Raw genomic sequence first — 16,551 nt, 5'->3', positions numbered from 1 at the left:
AGCCATCACACGACCTCGCGGGCTTCCCCGTCGACCGGTTTTCCGCCACCCGCCCTCCGCTGCGCGAACTCCACGCGCCCGCCGATCACTCATACGGCACCGAAAAGCCGATCGGGCGTCTCCCTGACCATTCACTGACCCTTATGCCCCAATTAAGGTTGATCGAATGGGGGTTGGTCGTCCGTTGTTCCGTGACTGCGCGCAGCCAGCGCACTGTGCCGGGACTCTCGGCACACAGATCCCTGTTGCGCACCCCTCCCGCCCCGCACGTCACATCCACCCCGACTCCACCCGACCCCTCCCACCCACGGCGAGTGACCAGCGGGGCATGAAGCCCAGCCGTCATCCGGAGGGGAGCCGCTTGACGAAAGCCGCCACCGCCCCACTCCACGACCGCGCGCCCCGCAGGGCGAACCGGCCCGCAAGCCTGGAACGGACCCCAGGGACATCGGTGTTTCCCAGGGGACCCCTCCCCCCCGCGCCCTCCCCACGCCTTTTCCAGCGGTGCAGGGGTGTGGGTCAAGGGTGGAGCGAAGCGGAATCGGCGAAGCCGACGCGACGCAGGAGCGCCCTTGACGCACACCCCGGAGCCGCGATCATCGGACCAGGGAGGGGGCGGGCCTGCCGTACCCTCTCGAATCCGGCCCACCCCGACAGACCCGCCCGAACCCGCACCCGACACCGTCACAGCAACCACCGCCCCCGCCCGACCATGCGGGGGATCTGGCGGGCGCGGATGGTGATGTGCACCGGTTCGCGATGGCAGTGGCAGGTGTACGAGTACGTCTCCTCCGCGACGAACGGCGGATCCGGGGCGCCCTCTTCCGATCCGGGCCGCCCATGGGCCGCGTACAGCACGCCGAACACCAGCGCGGTCAGGCTGATGGAGAGCGCGACGACTCCCCAGAACGTCTCGTCGACCATGGCGGCGGTCACCGCCGGGGCAGCGAGTCGGGCCGCACGGGCTTCAGGTCGATCTCCGCGAAGACCGTCTTGCCGACGACCCGAGGCTCGGTTCCCCACCGGTCGGTGACCTGGACGACCAGCGGCAGCCCGCGCCCGAAGCACTCGCTGTCGTTGGCGGTCCGCAGCATCGGCAGCCGCTCCCCACGCGGGTCGCTGACCTCGATACGCAAGAGCGTGGACCGCAGAACGACGGCGACCTGGAAGAGCCGGTCCCGCAGACACCCGTGGAGCAGGGCGTTGGTCCCGAGTTCACTCACGACCAGGCCCGTAACCCAGGCGAGTTCGGGGTGCCCCCACTCGGCAATGAGCCGCGACGTCCGATGCCGCGCCAGGCTCACGCTGCCGGCCACGGGGGTGTAGTTCAACCGGTCCTCGTACAACACCGGCTCCGGCTCAGGGCTTTCAAAGGGAGAGGACATGGACGCGCACCTCCACGTGCGGTCGGGGCTGCCCGTACGGAATGCGCATGGCAGTGGCGATGCCGCGTCACACGACTGCGCTTTGGCGCAGGGCAGCGCGGTGCACTTCCACCAAATGGCGCCGCTGTGCGCGCGGTTACGCACCGAACGTAACCACTCGCCTATCTTGAAGGCAAGAAACTTGGGGCCAATTAGCCCCAAGGAGGGAAGCTGGTCGACTGGCCGGTACCTCCGGCGCCACACTTGGCCTGTGACTGAATCACCGAAACTCGGTAACAGAGCGTCAACTGTCCTTGCGCGCAGGCTCGGGCGAGAACTGCACCGGCTGCGTGACGCGGCGGAGAAGACCCAGCTCGAAGCCGGAGCGTCCATCAACGCGACGAACTCGAAGATCGTGAAGATGGAGCGCGGCTTGGTGCCCATGCGGGACCCGGACCTCCGGGTGCTGTGCGAGTTCTACGAAGCGGACGCGAAGGACACGGCCCGGCTGCTGGAACTCGCCAAGCTGGACCGGGAACGCCGTAAGGCTCAGGGCTGGTGGCAACACTCTCCGCAGGCGGGCGCGCTGGCGGAGTACATCGCGATGGAGGACGTGGCCCGCCGCGTCCGGACATGGCAGCTCTCGCTGATTCCCGGCCTGTTCCAGACGTCGGACTATGCACGGTCGCTGGCCGTCAGCGATGGTGTGTGGGAAGACCCGAACGACATCGAGCGCATCGTCGAAGTACGGATGAAGCGGCAAGAGCGGCTTATGGGAGAGAACCCGCTGGAGGTGTACGCGGTGGTCTGGGAAGCCGCGCTCCGTCAGCAGGTGGGCGGCCCTCAGGTGATGAGGAAGCAGTTGGAACGCCTGCTGGAAGTAGCCCAGTTGCCCAATGTGCGCCTTCAGGTGATGCCGTTCCAGGCGGGTGGACATCCTTGCGTGTCCAGTACGTTCAACATCATCTCGTTTGCCGAGAACGAGGCGGTGGACGTTGTCCACACCGACACGATTGTTTCTACCGTCTGGGTGGAGAATGAGGAAGAAGGCGCTGTGTACAGCACGTTCTTCGACCGCACAGCCCGGCTGAGTCTCGCCCCGAAGAACTCGGTCAGCCTGATCCACAGCATCTGCAAGGGGATGTACCCGTGAGTGATTTCGTCTTCGTGAAGTCCAGTTACAGCGCCTCTGGGGGTGAATGCGTCGAGGTCGCCGACAACATAGTCGGCACTGTCGCCATACGTGACTCCAAGACCGGGCCCAGCCCCATCCTCCGCGTCACCCCTACTGCCTGGCGCACATTCCACACCACCCTCCAAGCCGACAACGCCAACCGCTCGCACCGCACCTGAGCACCCCGAGCCACGCGCACGCGGCCCCGGAGCCCGCTCCCCCAGGGCCGCGTCAGCGCCGTACCTCCGTCGCGAACGGCACCGCGGCGGGAGTCACAGCCGTGCCGCCGCCCGAATCCGGGTGCGCCCACAACCCCGCCCCCGCCAGCTTCGGCAGCACGCCCTCCCCGAACCAGTACGCCTCCTCCACGTGCGGGTGGCCCGACATGATGAACTCGTCGATGCCCAGGCGGTGGTACTCCGCGATACGCTCCGCCACCTCCGCGTGGCTGCCCACCAGCGCCGTGCCCGCGCCGCCCCGTACCAGGCCGATGCCCGCCCACAGGTTCGGTGAGATCTCCAGCCCGTCGGTGGAGCCGCCGTGCAGGGCCAGCATCCGTTGCTGGCCCTCCGACTCGCTGCGCGCCGGGCCCGTCTGTACGGCCTTGATCGCGTCCGCGTCGAAGCCGTCGAGCAGGCGCTGCGCCTCGGCCCATGCCTGGTCGGCGGTGTCCCGGGTGATCACGTGCAGCCGGATGCCGAACCGTACGGCCCTGCCCTGCCGTTCCGCCAGTGACCGGATCCAGGCGATCTTCTCGGCGACCTGGGCCGGGGGCTCGCCCCACGTCAGGTAGACGTCGCCGTGCCGGGCGGCGACCTCGCCCGCCGCAGGGGAGGAGCCGCCGAAGTAGACGGGCGGCACCGGGTCGGGGACGCGGGCCAGGTGGGCGTCCTCCACGCGCAGGTGTTCCCCGGGGTACGTCACCGTCTCGCCCGCCCGCAGCCTCCGTACGATCGCCAGGAACTCCCCGGTCCTGGCGTACCGGGCCTCCTTGTCGAGGAAGTCGCCGTACGCGCGCTGCTCGTGGCTCTCGCCGCCCGTGACGACGTTCAGCAGCAGCCGGCCCGGCGCGTGGCGCTGGAACGTGGCGGCCATCTGGGCGGCCAGGGTCGGGGAGACGAAGCCGGGCCGGAACGCGACGAGGAACTCCAGTGGGCGCAGCACGACCTTCTCGTACTCCACGGATGGCGCGCAGATGGGCAAACTGATGGTTGCGGAGGGCCTGGGCGCCACGGTCCTGACCGACTTCAGCGTCAGCGCCATGTTCGTACGGAGCGCGGAGACGTACGCACGGGAGACGACGGAGCGGACCGGGGACACGGGCGGGCCCGAGGCCGAGCCCGGGACCGCGGCCTGAGCAGGACCGCTCCAGGACCGCTCCAGGACCGCTACGGAAACCGCTACGGAACCGCCGGAGCCGGAGCCGGGGTCGGCACCGGCACCCCCGGCCGGGACTCCAGTTCGGCCACGGCGTGGCGGGCGTTGTGGGTGGCCAGGGTGGGGAGGGTGGCGCGGAGGAACTGGGCGGCTCTGAGCCAGGGTTGGGCGTAGACGTGGCGGGCGCGGCGTTCGATGCCGGTGGCGATGCGGTCCACCGCCGGGGCCAGCGGGTAGGTGCGGCCGGTGGGCCAGGGCAGGTCGGCGCGGAGGCGGCCGAGCGCGGCCCGCTGTTCCGGGGCGCGCACCATGTCCGTGTCCGTCCAGCTCAGGTAGGCGACCCCGGTGCGTACGCCGTGGTGGGCGGTCTCGGCCTCCAGGGAGTGCGCGAACGCCTCCACGGCCGCCTTCGAGGCGCAGTAGGCCGTCATGAGCGGCGTAGGCGCGAAGGCGGCGAGCGAGGCGATCTGGAGGTAGTAGCCGCGTGACCGGATCAGCGCGGGGAGGAAGGCGCGGGCGGTGTTGACGCTGCCGAAGAGGTTGACCTCGACGACGCGCCGCCACACCTCGGCATCGGAGTGGCGGAAGAGGCCGCCCGTCGCGACGCCCGCGTTGGCGACGACGGCGTCGACCGTACCGAAGAGCGCCTCGACGGACCGTGCCGTACGGAGCAGGGCGTCCGCGTCGGTGACATCGACGTGCCAGTACGCGGTCTCGCCGCCCAACTCGGTTGCGATATATGCCAGTTCACGCTCCTCCAGGCCGACGAGGGCGACCCTGGCGCCGCGCGCGGAGAGGGTACGGGCGAGCTGTGCCCCGACACCGCGCGCGGCGCCGGTGATGACGACGGTACGGCCCCGGAGGGGCGGGTGCCTGCGCATGGGTGGGCCTCCGAACAGGTTGAACAGGGGGGTGGGGTGAGAACCGGGGGGTGGAATGAGCACGGGGCGTGTGGTGCCGTACGCCTCGTCGTGCCTCACGAGGCGTACGGGTCGGGTCGGGTCTGGTCTGGTCTGGTCTGGTCTGGTCTGGTCTGGTCTGGTCGGGGCTCAGGCGCGTTCCAGTGCCAGCACCGCGTTGTGGCCGCCGAAGCCGAACGAGTGGCTGACCGCCCGGTCGATCCGCTGCCGCAGCGGCTGCTTCGTCACGCAGTCGAGGTCGAACTCGACGGCGGGCGCGTCCAGGTTGGCGATCGGCGGTACGACTCCGTGCTGGAGGGTGAGCACGGTCAGCGCCGCCTCCATCGCCCCGGCCGCCCCCATGCAGTGCCCCAGCACTCCCTTGGGCGCGGTGACCGGCGGCCGGTGCGGGTAGACGCGGCTGATCAGCGCGGCCTCGGTCGCGTCGCCCAGCGGGGTCGACGTGCCGTGCGCGTTGACGTGCTCGACGTCGCCGGACCGCCAGCCCGCGTCGCGCAGCGCCACCTCGACGGCCCGCTGCGCGACGGCGCCCGAGGGGTGCGGGCTCGTCGGGTGGTGGGCGTCGGTCGTGGCGCCGGCGCCCGCGATGAGCGCACGCGGGCGCGCGCCACGCGCCCGCGCGTCCCGCTCCCGCTCCAGCACCATGATCGCGGCGCCCTCGCCCATGACCAGCCCGGCGCGGTCCGCCGCGAAGGGGCGGCAGAGCAGCGCGGGGTCGTCGCCGGGTCCCGCGATCGCGGTGGCGCCCGAGCGGGCGAACCCGGTCATGGCGAGCGGGAAGACGGTGGCCTCCGTGGCCCCCGCCACGGCGATGTCGCACTGTCCGGTGGTCAGCAGGTCGCGGGCGACGGACAGCGCCGTCACCCCGGAGGAACAGGCGGTGCACGGCGCCATGCTGGGCCCGGTGGCCCGCATCTTGATGGCGATCTCGGCCGCCGCCATGTTGGGGATGGTCAGCAGGGTGCCCGTCGCCGAGATGGCCTCGGCGCCGCGCCGGTCGAGCGCGACGGCCTGTTCCGTGACGCTCGCGGAACCCCCGCTGCTCGTCCCGACGATGACGGCGACCCGGGTCCCGTCCCAGCTCTGCGGGTCGAGCCCGGCGTCGGCGACCGCCTCGCGCGCGGCGAGCAGCGCGAACTTCACATGGCGGCCCATCCGGAAGGCCGTCCGCCCGCCGATCGCCTCGTCCAGGTCGACGCCGCCGACCGTACAGGCGAAGTCGACGACGCAGCCCCGCAGTTCGGGCACCGTACGCGCGGGGGACACGCCCGCGCACACCCCGCTCCAGGTGGACTCCGTGTCGTTCCCGGCCGGGGTCATCATCCCCAGTCCGGTGACGGCGACGGCGGGCCTGGCTTCACCGGTCATCGGCCGACGCCCACGGCCGCCTTGTCGAGGAACGCGGTGATCTCGGCGAGCGTGGCGCCCTTGAGCAGCGTCTCCGAGTCGGCGTCGACGCCCAGCTTCTCCTTGATGATGACGGCGAACTCGGCGACCGCGAGGGAGTCCATCTCCAGGCTGTCCATGGTGGCTTCGGGGTGGATCTCAACGGCCGGCACCTTGAAGGTCTCGGCAAGGACCTCTGTGATCTTCGGATGAATCGCCTGACGGGTCGCATTCATGGCATGTCCTTTCAAAAGGTACTCAAGGCACTCAAGGGGCTCAGTGCGGCAAGTTTCTCAAATTGTTGATAAACCTCAAAAGCCGATGGACAATGCTAAATCGATCTGATACGGGCACGGAAGACGGCGGCGACTGCCGGCAGGCCGCGCACCGCGACAGCGCCTCCGGTACGGTCCACGCGCCCTCCGGATCGTCGTACGCGTCGGCGTACCCGGCGCCGGCGATGGGCCGGTCGGCGAGCATCTCCTCGGGCAGTGCGAAGGATTCGACCAGGGTGGTCGCGTACGTGGCCAGCTCCGCGATGAGCCGCTCGATCACATCGGGGAGTTCGTCGAGCTGACCGGCCGTCAGCAGACCATGGGCCAGCAGGTCACCGCTGTTCCGGTCGATCCACTGGAGCGCGAAGAGCCGGTGCAGCGAGCGGAGCAGAGCGGGCGCCGAGCCGGGCGCGGAGACGGATACGGACCCGGCCTCCGCGCCCGGCTCCGTATCCCTCAGCTCCCGCTCCCACAGCTTCCGTTCCGCCGCCGTGTACGCCTCGGCCGCCCGCCGGTACGCGTGCGCCTCCACGGCGCGCAGCGCGGCGCCGGACGCCGCGTTCCATCGGGCGAGGGGGTCGCCCTGCGGCGCGCGGCCCATCCGGCGGCGGGCCCGGTCCAGCCACAACTGCTCGACCGCCAGCAGGAGATCACCCAGATGGCCCGTGTCGGACAGCTCCAGGGAGACGTAATTCGCGTCACATTCCACCGGATCCGCGCCCGGATCCGCGCCCGGATCCGCACCCCGGTGCGCACTCCGATCGGCGTCCGGATCGGGGCTCCCGGCCGCGTCCCGATCCTCGTCCTGATCCGCGTCCCGATCCACGTCCTGATCCGCGTCGCGATCCGCCGCGGGATCCGGCGCCGCCCCCGCCGCCGTTCCCGGATTCCGTTCCGGGGCCCTCGCCGAGAACAGCAGCTCCGCCGCCGCCTTCGCGTAGATCGCGGTGTTGTCGCCCTCCGCCGTGATCGCGCCCTCGATGTTCGCCAGCATCTCGGTCATGCCGTTGTGTTCCAACAGCCCCTGGGCGCCGCACCGTTCACGGCACTCCACGATGATCTCGCGGGCCCGCCAGGTGATCCACCCCTTGGCGACCGCCACCAGCCGCTCGGTCTCGCCCCGGTTCGCCTCCGTACGCGTCTCCCACGCGTCGACGACCGTACGGTGCAGCAGTGTCATCGCGAAGACCGTCGCCAGCCCCCCGGTCAGCGGCCCGTGGTGGCTGCGGTGCGCGAAGACGGGCACCCGCTCCACCGCCCGGGGCCCCGAGATCAGCCGGTGGCCGCCGTACCGTACGGCGAGCGCCAGCGCGACGCGCGCCCCGCCCAGCGCGCCCGCGCTCATCGAGAGCTTCCCGGCGGTGACCCGGCCGATCGAGGCCAGGAAGCGCCGCCTCCGGTTGCTCTCCGCGCTGCTGAACGCGCCGTCCCCGGTGACCCGGCCGAGTTGCCCCCGTACGCCGCCCAGCAGCGCGTCCCGCGCGACGAAGACCCGGTCGAACGAGGTCACGCAGTGGTCCAGCGGGCTGCCGAACCGCTCGGGCAGCAGCCGTACCCGCACCCCGGGGAGCGTGCGGGAGCCGTCCGTCAGGGGCGTCAGGAAGAGGAAGACGCCGTGGTCGGCCCCGTCCACCAGCAGCCGGGCGGCCACCACCCCGCTCTTCGCGCCGCCCGTGGTGCTGGTGTTGGGCATGAACTTCTGCGCGCCCGCGTGCGGCGTGTGCAGGACGAAGCCGTCCCTGACGCGGTCGTACGTGGCCGTCGTCTCCAGGGCGACCGCGTCGTTGCCGTGCGCCACCTCCGTACAGAGGAAGGTGCCGATCCGGCGCAGCGTCAGGAAGTCGGCCAGATCGCGCTCGGCGGCGCCGGGGTCCCCGTCGGCGGCGTGGTCGTGGTCGAGCAGGCTGCCGAGGAAGAGGTTGTAGTGAATCCCCGCCACGGTCGTGAAGGACGGGTCGATCGGCCCCAGCCACTCGTGCAGCGCCGCGACCCCGCGCGGGTCGGCGGCCAGTTCCGCCGGGCTGTCGAGCGCCCCGTTCACGGCACGCAGCCGTTCGTACGCCAGGGACAGCCGCTCCGGGGGTGTCGAGTCCGGGCGGCTGCGGAAGAGGCCGTCGGCGGCGAACCGCCGCCATGGTCCGTGCTCCCGCTCGAAACCGTCTCCGTACAGCACGCGCGTCAGCCGCCTCGCCGTCGCCTTTCCCGCGTCCACGGCACCGCTGTTGATCATTACGCTCACCTGAGAAGAACGAGCGACGGTTGATGAAGAAACGACTTTGCCGCACTCGGGGCCACAAGACATTCGTTCGGCCGATCCGCTCCGCGCGCCCGCCACCAGCGCGTTCCTCACGTCCCGCACGCCCCGTACCCCGTCAGACCCTCTCGAACGCCAGCGCGACGTTGTGCCCCCCGAAGCCGAAGCTGTGGCTGACCGCGCTCCGCACCCGCTGCCGGCGCGCCTGCTTCGTCACACAGTCGAGGTCGAACTCGACCGCGGGCGCGTCCAGGTTGGCGATCGGCGGGATCAGCCCGTGCTCCAGCGTCAGTACGGTCGCCACCGCCTCGATCGCCCCCGCCGCCGCCAGCGTGTGCCCCACCACGCCCTTCGCCGCGGTGACCGGCGGCCCGTGCGGGAAGACCCGCTCGATCAGCGACGCCTCCATGGCGTCGTTGAGCGGCGTGGAGGTGCCGTGCGCGTTGACGTGCTCGACGTCGTGGGCGCTCCACCCCGCCTCCCGCAGCGCCGTCTCCACCGCCACCTGCGCGATCCGGCCGTCCGGCGCGGGCGCCGTCGGATGGTGCGCGTCCGTGCTCGCACCCGCGCCCGCCAGCAGCGCGCGCGGCACCCGGCCCCGGGCGCGGGCGTCCGCCTCCCGTTCCAGGACGAGCATCCCGGCGCCCTCCCCGATGACGAACCCGTCCCGGTCGGCGGCGAACGGCCGCGACGCACCGGCCGGGTCGTCCGTACGCGTCGACAGCGCGCCCATCCGCGCGAACGCCGTCACCACCAGCGGGGTCAGTACGGACTCGGCGCCCCCGGCGACCACCACGTCGCACTGCCCGCCGACCAGCAGGTCGCGGGCGAGGATGAGCGCGGTCGCCCCGGACGCGCAGGCGGTCACCGGGGCCAGGCTGGGCCCCCGGGCCTTGAGCGCGATGGCGACCTCGCCGGCCGCCGCGTTCGGGATCATCATCGGCACCAGCAGCGGCGAGACGGACTGCGGCCCGTGCGCCTGGAGCTTGAGCGCGTTGTCGGCGAGTACGGAGACACCGCCGACGCCCACCCCGAGGACCACCCCCACCCGGCCGCCGTCCCAGGTGGCCGGGTCGAGACCGGCGTCGGCGACCGCCTGCCGCGCGGCGATCAGCGCCAGCTTCACGAACCGCGCCATGCGCCACACGGAGCGCCCGCCCACCGCCGCGTCCACATCGAGCACGCTGTACGACGGGGTGTGCGGGACGTGCGGGGTGCGTGGGGCGTGTGCTGCGTACGGGGTGCCGGGCGCCGTGTCGTACGGTGCCGCGCCCGCCCCCGTATCCACCTCCGGATCCGACGGGTCGCCGATCGCGCACACGAAGTCGACCGGCATGCCCGCCAGTTCGGGCCGCCGCCGGGCGACGGACCGTCCCGCGCACAGCCCGGCCCAGAAGGCCGGTTCGCCGATGCCCGCGGGCGTCACCACCCCCAGCCCGGTCACCGCCACCCCGGCCCGCGCCACCCGCTCAGCCGTCCCCGTCATGATGCGTTCCTTCCCATGGTGCGTACCTTCCGTCGAGAGGCGCGGCCCGTACGGTTCCGGGCCAGGTCAGGGCCGCCGTCCCCCAGGTGAGGCCGCCGCCGAAGGCGGTGAGCAGCACGCGGTCGCCCGCGCGCAGACGCCCCCGTGCCGCCGCGTCCGCCAGGGCCAGGGGGATGGAGGCCGCGCCGGTGTTGCCGACGCGGTCGAGGTGGGTGACGCAGCGGTCGGCGCCGATCCCCACCCGGTCGGCGACGGCCCGCAGGATGCGGGCGTTGGCCTGGTGCGGTACGAAGTGGTCCACCTGGGCCGGGTCCCAGGCCACGGTGTGCAGCAGGGTGCGGCAGGAGGCGGTCATCCGCTCGACCGCGTGCTGGTAGACGGCCCGGCCGCGCATCCGGAAGTACGCGTCGCCCCCGGCGGCCGGGCCGGCCGGCCCCGTCCGGTCCGGGGAGCCGGCCGGATCGGACCGTTCCGGGTCCGGGGGCCGGGCCTGGGCGCGGGCCCGTGAGCCGCCTCCGGCCACGGTGATCAGCTCCCGTCCCGAGCCGTCGCTGCCCAGGTCGAACCCGAGCAACTCGCCAGGGGAACCGGTTCTGCCGGCGCCGATCAGGGCCGCCCCTGCGCCGTCCCCGAACACCACGCCCGCCGCGCGGTCCCGGGGGTCCAGCCAGGTCGAGTACGTGTCCGCGCCCACCAGCAGCACCCGGTCGTAGAGCCCGGACACCACCAGGCCGTGGCAGACGGCGAGGCCGTAGACGAAGCCGCTGCACACGGCGCCCAGATCGAAGGCGGGCACGGTGCCGAGCCCCAGCCGCGCCGCCAGTTCGGGCGCCGTCGCGGGGCAGGGGTGGTCGGGGGTGGCCGTGGCCAGCACGACGGCGTCCACGATGTCGACACCGTCCACGGCCCGGTCCACCGCCGCGCCACACGCCGCGCGTGCACAGCCGCCCCCGGGGGCCCCGGGGCCGCTGTGGAACCCGGGGGCCGCGGGGACCCCGTGGAACCCGAAACCCCCCTGGACCCCACCCCCGCCCCCGTCGCCGATCAGCAGGCGCGCCGCCTCGTACGCGAGGTCCCCCGTCGCGGTCCCCGGCCCGGCGCGGTGGCGGGCCCCGATGCCCGTTCGCCTGCGGATCCACGCGTCGTCCACGCCCCACGCGGCGGGCAGCGCGTCGTTACGGACCGGCTCGCCCGGAACCCATCCGGCGACGGCCTCCAGCACCGCCGTCCGCGCACCCCGGGCTCCCCGGACCTGCCCGCTCGCCACTCAAGGGCCCCCATCCGGTTCACGATCACCGTCGACCACGTCGACCGGATGTCAAACTCCTTGCCGGGCAGGGGGGTTACTGCGCCATTTGGGGGACAGCCGACGGAGGCGCGGGGCGCACGGCCCCGACGGTCGGGGCCCACCCCGGGAGCCGGGTGCGCGTCGCCGAGACACCGAGCCCGGTCGGGACCGGAGGAACCCAGCGCGTGATCCCGGCCCGGTCCTCCAGGAGTTCGTGCTCCTTGTAACGCTTGCACCCGTGGTGCCAGTTGAGGATTCCGGAGAGCCAGTTCTCCAGCTCCTTCACATAGCCGTCGAGCACCCGACGCGCGTCGTCGTCCAGCGCGAAGTCGTCGTACAGCACGGGTAGTTCGTTGGCCACGACATGCTGGAACTGACGCATCCGCGACTTCATCAGGTCGTCCACGATGGAAAGCGCGGTCGGGTAGTCGCAGTTGAAGAAGTTCTGCACGACGAGCACGCTGTTGTGCACCTCGCCCTCGAACTCGATCTCCTTCTGGTACGAGAAGACGTCGTTGAGCAGACACGCGTAGTCCTGCGCCGCGTTCTCCAGGGACTTCATCGGCCCCGTGCGGTAGACGGCCGGCGGCACCTGGCGGCCGTGGCTCAGCCGGGACAGGGACATCGTCATGTCCGAGCCGAAGGTCGCGCGGCGCATCTCCATGTAGTCGACCGGGTCGGGGATACGGTTCTGCACCTGGTTGGCCAGCTCCCACACCCACGACGCCGTCATGTCCTCGACCGACTTACGGAACGTGCGCCGCGCGGACTCCTCCATGGGGCCCGCCGTACGGACCCACAGATCGGCCAGCCCGCGCTCCAGCCCGGTGGCCGGCGGTGGGGTCGGGGACAGGTCGACCGGCATGAAGAGGGCCAGCCGTTCGTTGCACGCCTTCGCGCCCGCGAGATCCCGCGCGTTGCCGTACACGACGGGGAAGTAGTCGTCCCCGTACGTCCCCCACGCCAGCCAGTCCGACGTCAGGTCCAGCTCCTCCGGGGTGGCGTCCGGATGGATACCGGCGGAGCAGAGCGGCAGATCGATTCTGCGCAGCCGTTCCTCGTCCCAGACGTCGGAACCGGGCATCCCCGGCTGCGCCTCCAGGATGCCCATCCGGTGGGCCCACTCGGCCACGTGCTCGCGCGAGTGGTCGAGGTGCGGGCTCAGCGAGAGCGCGAACGGCATGTCGAAGTCGGGCAGCACGGACGCTCCGACGTGCTGGAAGGGGACATGGCTGTGGCTGCGCGCCCGCGCCGGCGCGCCCGCGGCGATGCTCCGGGGGGTGATCGTCCCCAGCCCCATGGCGCGCGCGATGTCGGCGGCGGTCGTCCCGAGCCCGACGGGCGTCATGGAGAACGACAGCCCCGCGCCGCCGCCCCCGGCCCCGGTCCCGGGAGCACCTGCGGTCCCGGTCCCGGTCCCGGGAGCACCCGCCCCGGCGCCTCCGCCCTCGCCCACCCCGTTCATGTAGCGGCTGGAGCGCATGTGCCACTCGTGGCCGCCCGACTGCCAGTCCTGGAGCCCCTTCACATACGCGAGCGTGTCGGCGCACTCCTGCGGGCCGAGCCCGCGCTCCGCGAAGAGCGGCCCCAGCTCGGTCAGCGCCGTGTTCTCGAACTGCTGGACACGGGAGGTCAGCAGGTCGTTGACCGCGTCCGCCGCCTCCTGCGTCGTACAGCCGAGGAAGGTCTCCAGGACGAGTACGCCGTTGCTCAGCTCGCCCTCCTCCTCGATCTCCCGCTCGTACGAGAAGAGGTCGTTGCGCAGATGTACGGCGTCCGAGAACGCCTCCTTCAGCACCCGCAGCGGCCGGGAGTCCGCGATGGCGGCGGGGACTTCGGCGTTCGCCGCGTACTCGACGAGCCCCGCGGACCAGGGCGCCCCGCCCACCTTGCGGCGCATCTCGATGTACTCGACGGGGTTCGCGACGCGCTCCGCGTTGATGTTCGCCAGTTCCCAGTCGGACTCGTTGAGCAGGTTCTCCGTCGACTCGGCGAACCGCTCGCGCCAGGCCAGGGACATGCTCGGGACCGTACGCGCCCAGAGGTCGGCGAGCCCCGCCTCGACGGGGTTGGTCGGCTCGGGGAATCCGGCCGACAGGTCCATCGGCATGAAGGCCGCGAGCCGTTCGAGATACGCCTTGCCGCCCTCGCGGTCCTGGGGCCGTTTGTAGACCTCCAGGAAGTGGTCGTCGAAGAAGAAGACCCACACGTACCAGTCGGTGACCAGCGACAACGCCGGTCCGCCGCAGTCGGGATGGGTGTACGAGCAGAGCAGCGCGTAGTCATGGGAGTCGAGGTCGTGCTCGTCCCAGACGCCCGAGCCCTCCAGCATGCCCATATCCCTGGCCCACTTCTTGGAGTGCTTCCTGGCCTCCTCCAAGTGCGGATTGAGGCGGGCCGGATAAGCCAGGTAGAAATCCGGCAGTTCAAAGGGGTGCGACACGGGTGAGCGGCCTTTCACGAATCACGAAACATGAGCGATGCAGACCACCCGGCCATGCGGGCGGCCTCAGCCTGCACCGCGATCTACCCGTCCCTTTGCTCGCCCATACGGACCACAAAATAGTCATATGACCACATCGTCAGCGCGTGTTGTCCGCGCGTCCCTCCGGCCCCGGGTGATCATCGGCCCATGAGCACCACAATCCGGCTCGCACAGCAGCCCGAGGCCGACGAACTGCTCGGCCGCAGCCCCCTGGCCGCCCTGGTCGGCATGCTGCTCGACCAGCAGGTACCGATGGAGTGGGCATTTTCCGGCCCGTACACCATCGCCGTCCGTATGGGCGGCGACGATCTCGACGCGCACGCGATCGCCGCGTACGACCCCGACGCCTTCGCCGCCCTGCTCTCCGACAAACCCGCCGTGCACCGCTACCCGGGGTCGATGGCCCGGCGCGTCCAGCAGCTCTGCCAGTACCTGGTCGAGCACTACGACGGCGACCCCACGTCGGTCTGGCGCGATGTCACCACCGGTACGGAGCTACGGGACCGGCTGAACGAGCTGCCCGGCTTCGGGAAGCAGAAGGCACAGATCTTCCTGGCGCTGCTGGGCAAACAGTTCGGGGTACGGCCGGAGGGCTGGCGCGCGGCGGCGGGCGCTTACGGCGACCAGGGCGCGTACCGCTCGGCGGCGGACATCACGGGCCCCGAATCGCTCGCGAAGGTACGGGCGTTCAAGCAGGAGGCCAAGCGCGCGGCCAAAACTGCGAAGTCGGCACAGGCCACAAAGCCGGAGAAGACGGAGAGGGCAGAGAAGACGGAGAAGACGGAGAAGCCGACCAAGAGTCGCTGATCCACGCGGAGTACGGAATCGACCGGAACGTTCCGTGACCTGCGCCACATCTGTTCCCAGAAGACGCGGCGCTCGCTACTTTTCTCCGACATTCGCTCACATTCGTTCGCACCGGAAGGACCCTTGTGAACGCAACGTCCCGCAGACTCATGGCCGCAGCGACCGCCACCGCGCTCGCCGCCCCGCTTCTGCTCTCCGCCTCCTCCCCCGCCGCCGCGCGAGCACACGACCCGGCGAGGGAAGCCGCGCGGAACGCCGCGAAACTCTCGAAGAAGCTGGTGCGTTCGGCCTCCGCGAAGGACGCGTACCGGCATCTGGAGAAGTTCCAGCAGATCGCCGAGGAGTCGAACGGCAACCGCGCGGCGGGCACGATCGGCCACGACGCGTCGGCCGCCTACGTGTACGGCCAGCTCAGGAAGGCCGGCTACAAGGTCTCGTACGACACCTTCGACATCACGTACATCGAGACCCTCGCCGAGAAACTGACGGTCACCGCGCCGACGCCGCGCGACGTCACGATCACCGCCATGTCGTACACCAGGTCCACCCCGGAGGGCGGTGTGGAGGCCGAGTTGGCCGCCGTACCGCTCGACGCGACGACCGGGTGCGAGGCGGGCGACTACGCCTCCGCCGACTACACCGGCAAGATCGCGCTCATCCAGCGCGGCGGCTGCGCCTTCGCCGACAAGCAGCGGGTGGCGGGCGCGGCGGGGGCGGTCGCCGCGATCATCTACAACAACACCGAGGGCGCGCTCAGCGGCACGCTCGGCGGTCCTGAGGCCGGTGTGATCCCCACCGGGGGCGTCACCAGGGAAGCGGGCGAGGCGCTCGCCGCCGACGTGGCGGCCGGCCCCGTGACGGTCTCACTGGACGTGCGCCAGCTCCAGGAGGAGCGCACCACCCGCAACGTGATCGCCGAGACCAGGGGCGGCAGGTCCGACCGTACGGTGATGCTCGGCGCCCATCTCGACTCGGTCACCGAGGGCCCCGGCATCAACGACAACGGCTCGGGCTCCGCGGGCCTGCTGGAGGTCGCGCTCAAGCTCGCCAAGACGCACGACAAGCCGGCGAACAAGGTGCGCTTCGCCTGGTGGTCGGCGGAGGAACTGGGCCTGCTGGGCGCCGAGTCGTACGTCGGAAAGCTCACCGACCAGCAGCGCGCAGACCTCTCGCTCTACCTCAACTTCGACATGATCGCCTCGCCGAACCACGCCCAGTTCGTCTACGACGGCGACGACTCGGACGGCGAGGGCGCGGGCGCGGGACCCGAGGGCTCGGCACAGATCGAGAAGGGCATCACCGACTTCCTCGACAGCAGAAACGTTCCGCACGAGGGAACGGACTTCGACGGCCGCTCCGACTACGGCCCCTTCATGGACGCGGGCATCGCCTCGGGCGGCACGTTCACGGGCGCGGAGGGCATCAAGTCGCAGGAGCAGGCGAATCGGTACGGGGGCGAGGCGGGCGTGGCGTACGACGCGTGCTACCACGCGGCCTGCGACGACCTCTCCAACATCAGCATGCGGGCCCTCGACATCAACGTCGACGTGATCGCGAACGCCGTGGGCACGTACGCCCATGACCTCAGCTCGCTGAAGAAGCCGGCGACGGCAGAGTCGGCGCAGTCGGCGCAGCCGGCGCAGTCCGCCAAGAAGACGGCTCCGGCACGCGACAAGGGCCACACACCGGCCTCGTAGACGCTCGGGGAACCCGCAGGACGGGCACAGGGACAGGG

14 protein-coding genes and 1 pseudogene are annotated in these 16,551 nt (G+C 71.4%); 5 read left to right on the top strand and 10 right to left on the bottom strand.

Annotated elements, in window-relative coordinates:
- Nucleotides 1–684 precede the first annotated feature (684 nt).
- Together ACIBJC_RS26490 and ACIBJC_RS26485 are read right to left on the bottom strand one after the other, a co-directional pair.
- Complete coding sequence (locus ACIBJC_RS26490; protein WP_399296528.1) at nt 685–936, bottom strand: hypothetical protein; 252 nt, start codon at nt 934–936, stop codon at nt 685–687.
- A complete protein-coding gene (locus tag ACIBJC_RS26485; protein WP_399296526.1) occupies nt 933–1,385 on the bottom strand; it encodes an ATP-binding protein in 453 nt (150 codons plus the stop codon). The genes ACIBJC_RS26490 and ACIBJC_RS26485 overlap by 4 nt, the downstream gene beginning before the upstream one ends.
- A gap of 250 nt (nt 1,386–1,635) precedes the next feature.
- Here ACIBJC_RS26485 and ACIBJC_RS26480 point away from each other — a divergent pair, with 250 nt between their 5' ends.
- Complete coding sequence (locus ACIBJC_RS26480; RefSeq protein ID WP_399296524.1) at nt 1,636–2,517, top strand: helix-turn-helix domain-containing protein; 882 nt, start codon at nt 1,636–1,638, stop codon at nt 2,515–2,517.
- A complete protein-coding gene (locus tag ACIBJC_RS26475) occupies nt 2,514–2,717 on the top strand; it encodes a DUF397 domain-containing protein (protein ID WP_399296523.1) in 204 nt (67 codons plus the stop codon). The genes ACIBJC_RS26480 and ACIBJC_RS26475 overlap by 4 nt, the downstream gene beginning before the upstream one ends.
- 52 nt (nt 2,718–2,769) lie before the next feature.
- Here the strand turns inward: ACIBJC_RS26475 and ACIBJC_RS26470 are convergent, their stop codons facing one another.
- On the bottom strand, nt 2,770–3,720 hold the full coding sequence (locus tag ACIBJC_RS26470; RefSeq protein WP_399296521.1) for an LLM class flavin-dependent oxidoreductase: 951 nt from the start codon (nt 3,718–3,720) through the stop codon (nt 2,770–2,772).
- Between ACIBJC_RS26470 and ACIBJC_RS26465 the strand changes: the two are divergent.
- A pseudogene (locus ACIBJC_RS26465) lies at nt 3,692–3,793 on the top strand (LysR family transcriptional regulator); the annotation flags it as partial. The gene ACIBJC_RS26470 and the pseudogene ACIBJC_RS26465 sit on opposite strands and share 29 nt — an antisense overlap.
- 145 nt (nt 3,794–3,938) lie before the next feature.
- Here the strand turns inward: ACIBJC_RS26465 and ACIBJC_RS26460 are convergent.
- The 7 genes from ACIBJC_RS26460 to ACIBJC_RS26430 all read right to left on the bottom strand — a co-directional run bounded on the left by ACIBJC_RS26460 (nt 3,939) and on the right by ACIBJC_RS26430 (nt 13,967).
- On the bottom strand, nt 3,939–4,796 hold the full coding sequence (locus ACIBJC_RS26460; protein ID WP_399296519.1) for an SDR family oxidoreductase: 858 nt from the start codon (nt 4,794–4,796) through the stop codon (nt 3,939–3,941).
- A 168-nt stretch (nt 4,797–4,964) separates the two neighbouring features.
- Nucleotides 4,965–6,203 carry a beta-ketoacyl-[acyl-carrier-protein] synthase family protein gene (locus ACIBJC_RS26455; protein ID WP_399296517.1) on the bottom strand — a complete coding sequence of 413 codons (1,239 nt, stop codon included), beginning with the start codon at nt 6,201–6,203 and terminating at the stop codon, nt 4,965–4,967.
- Nucleotides 6,200–6,457 (bottom strand): acyl carrier protein, encoded by a 258-nt coding sequence (locus ACIBJC_RS26450; protein WP_399296515.1) that lies wholly within the window; start codon nt 6,455–6,457, stop codon nt 6,200–6,202. The genes ACIBJC_RS26455 and ACIBJC_RS26450 overlap by 4 nt, the downstream gene beginning before the upstream one ends.
- 40 nt (nt 6,458–6,497) lie before the next feature.
- Entirely contained in the window at nt 6,498–8,726 is a 2,229-nt protein-coding gene (locus ACIBJC_RS26445) for an acyl-CoA dehydrogenase (RefSeq protein ID WP_399296513.1), read from the bottom strand.
- Nucleotides 8,727–8,868: 142 nt separating this feature from the next.
- Nucleotides 8,869–10,236 carry a beta-ketoacyl-[acyl-carrier-protein] synthase family protein gene (locus ACIBJC_RS26440; protein ID WP_399296511.1) on the bottom strand — a complete coding sequence of 456 codons (1,368 nt, stop codon included), beginning with the start codon at nt 10,234–10,236 and terminating at the stop codon, nt 8,869–8,871.
- Nucleotides 10,220–11,503 carry a beta-ketoacyl-ACP synthase 3 gene (locus tag ACIBJC_RS26435; protein ID WP_399296509.1) on the bottom strand — a complete coding sequence of 428 codons (1,284 nt, stop codon included), beginning with the start codon at nt 11,501–11,503 and terminating at the stop codon, nt 10,220–10,222. Before ACIBJC_RS26435 ends, ACIBJC_RS26440 begins: the two co-directional genes overlap by 17 nt.
- Nucleotides 11,504–11,579: 76 nt before the next feature.
- Nucleotides 11,580–13,967, bottom strand: a complete 2,388-nt coding sequence (locus ACIBJC_RS26430; protein ID WP_399296507.1) for a germacradienol/geosmin synthase — start codon at nt 13,965–13,967, stop codon at nt 11,580–11,582.
- A 189-nt stretch (nt 13,968–14,156) separates the two neighbouring features.
- Between ACIBJC_RS26430 and ACIBJC_RS26425 the strand changes: the two genes are divergently transcribed.
- Together ACIBJC_RS26425 and ACIBJC_RS26420 are read left to right on the top strand one after the other, a co-directional pair.
- Nucleotides 14,157–14,816 carry an HhH-GPD-type base excision DNA repair protein gene (locus ACIBJC_RS26425; RefSeq protein WP_399296505.1) on the top strand — a complete coding sequence of 220 codons (660 nt, stop codon included), beginning with the start codon at nt 14,157–14,159 and terminating at the stop codon, nt 14,814–14,816.
- Nucleotides 14,817–14,965: 149 nt separating this feature from the next.
- Nucleotides 14,966–16,513 (top strand): M28 family peptidase, encoded by a 1,548-nt coding sequence (locus tag ACIBJC_RS26420; RefSeq protein WP_399296503.1) that lies wholly within the window; start codon nt 14,966–14,968, stop codon nt 16,511–16,513.
- Nucleotides 16,514–16,551: the final 38 nt, after the last annotated feature.

Source organism: Streptomyces sp. NPDC050509, from assembly GCF_044457965.1.
Lineage (GTDB): Bacteria > Actinomycetota > Actinomycetes > Streptomycetales > Streptomycetaceae > Streptomyces.
This window is presented reverse-complemented; position numbering and strand designations above follow the sequence as displayed.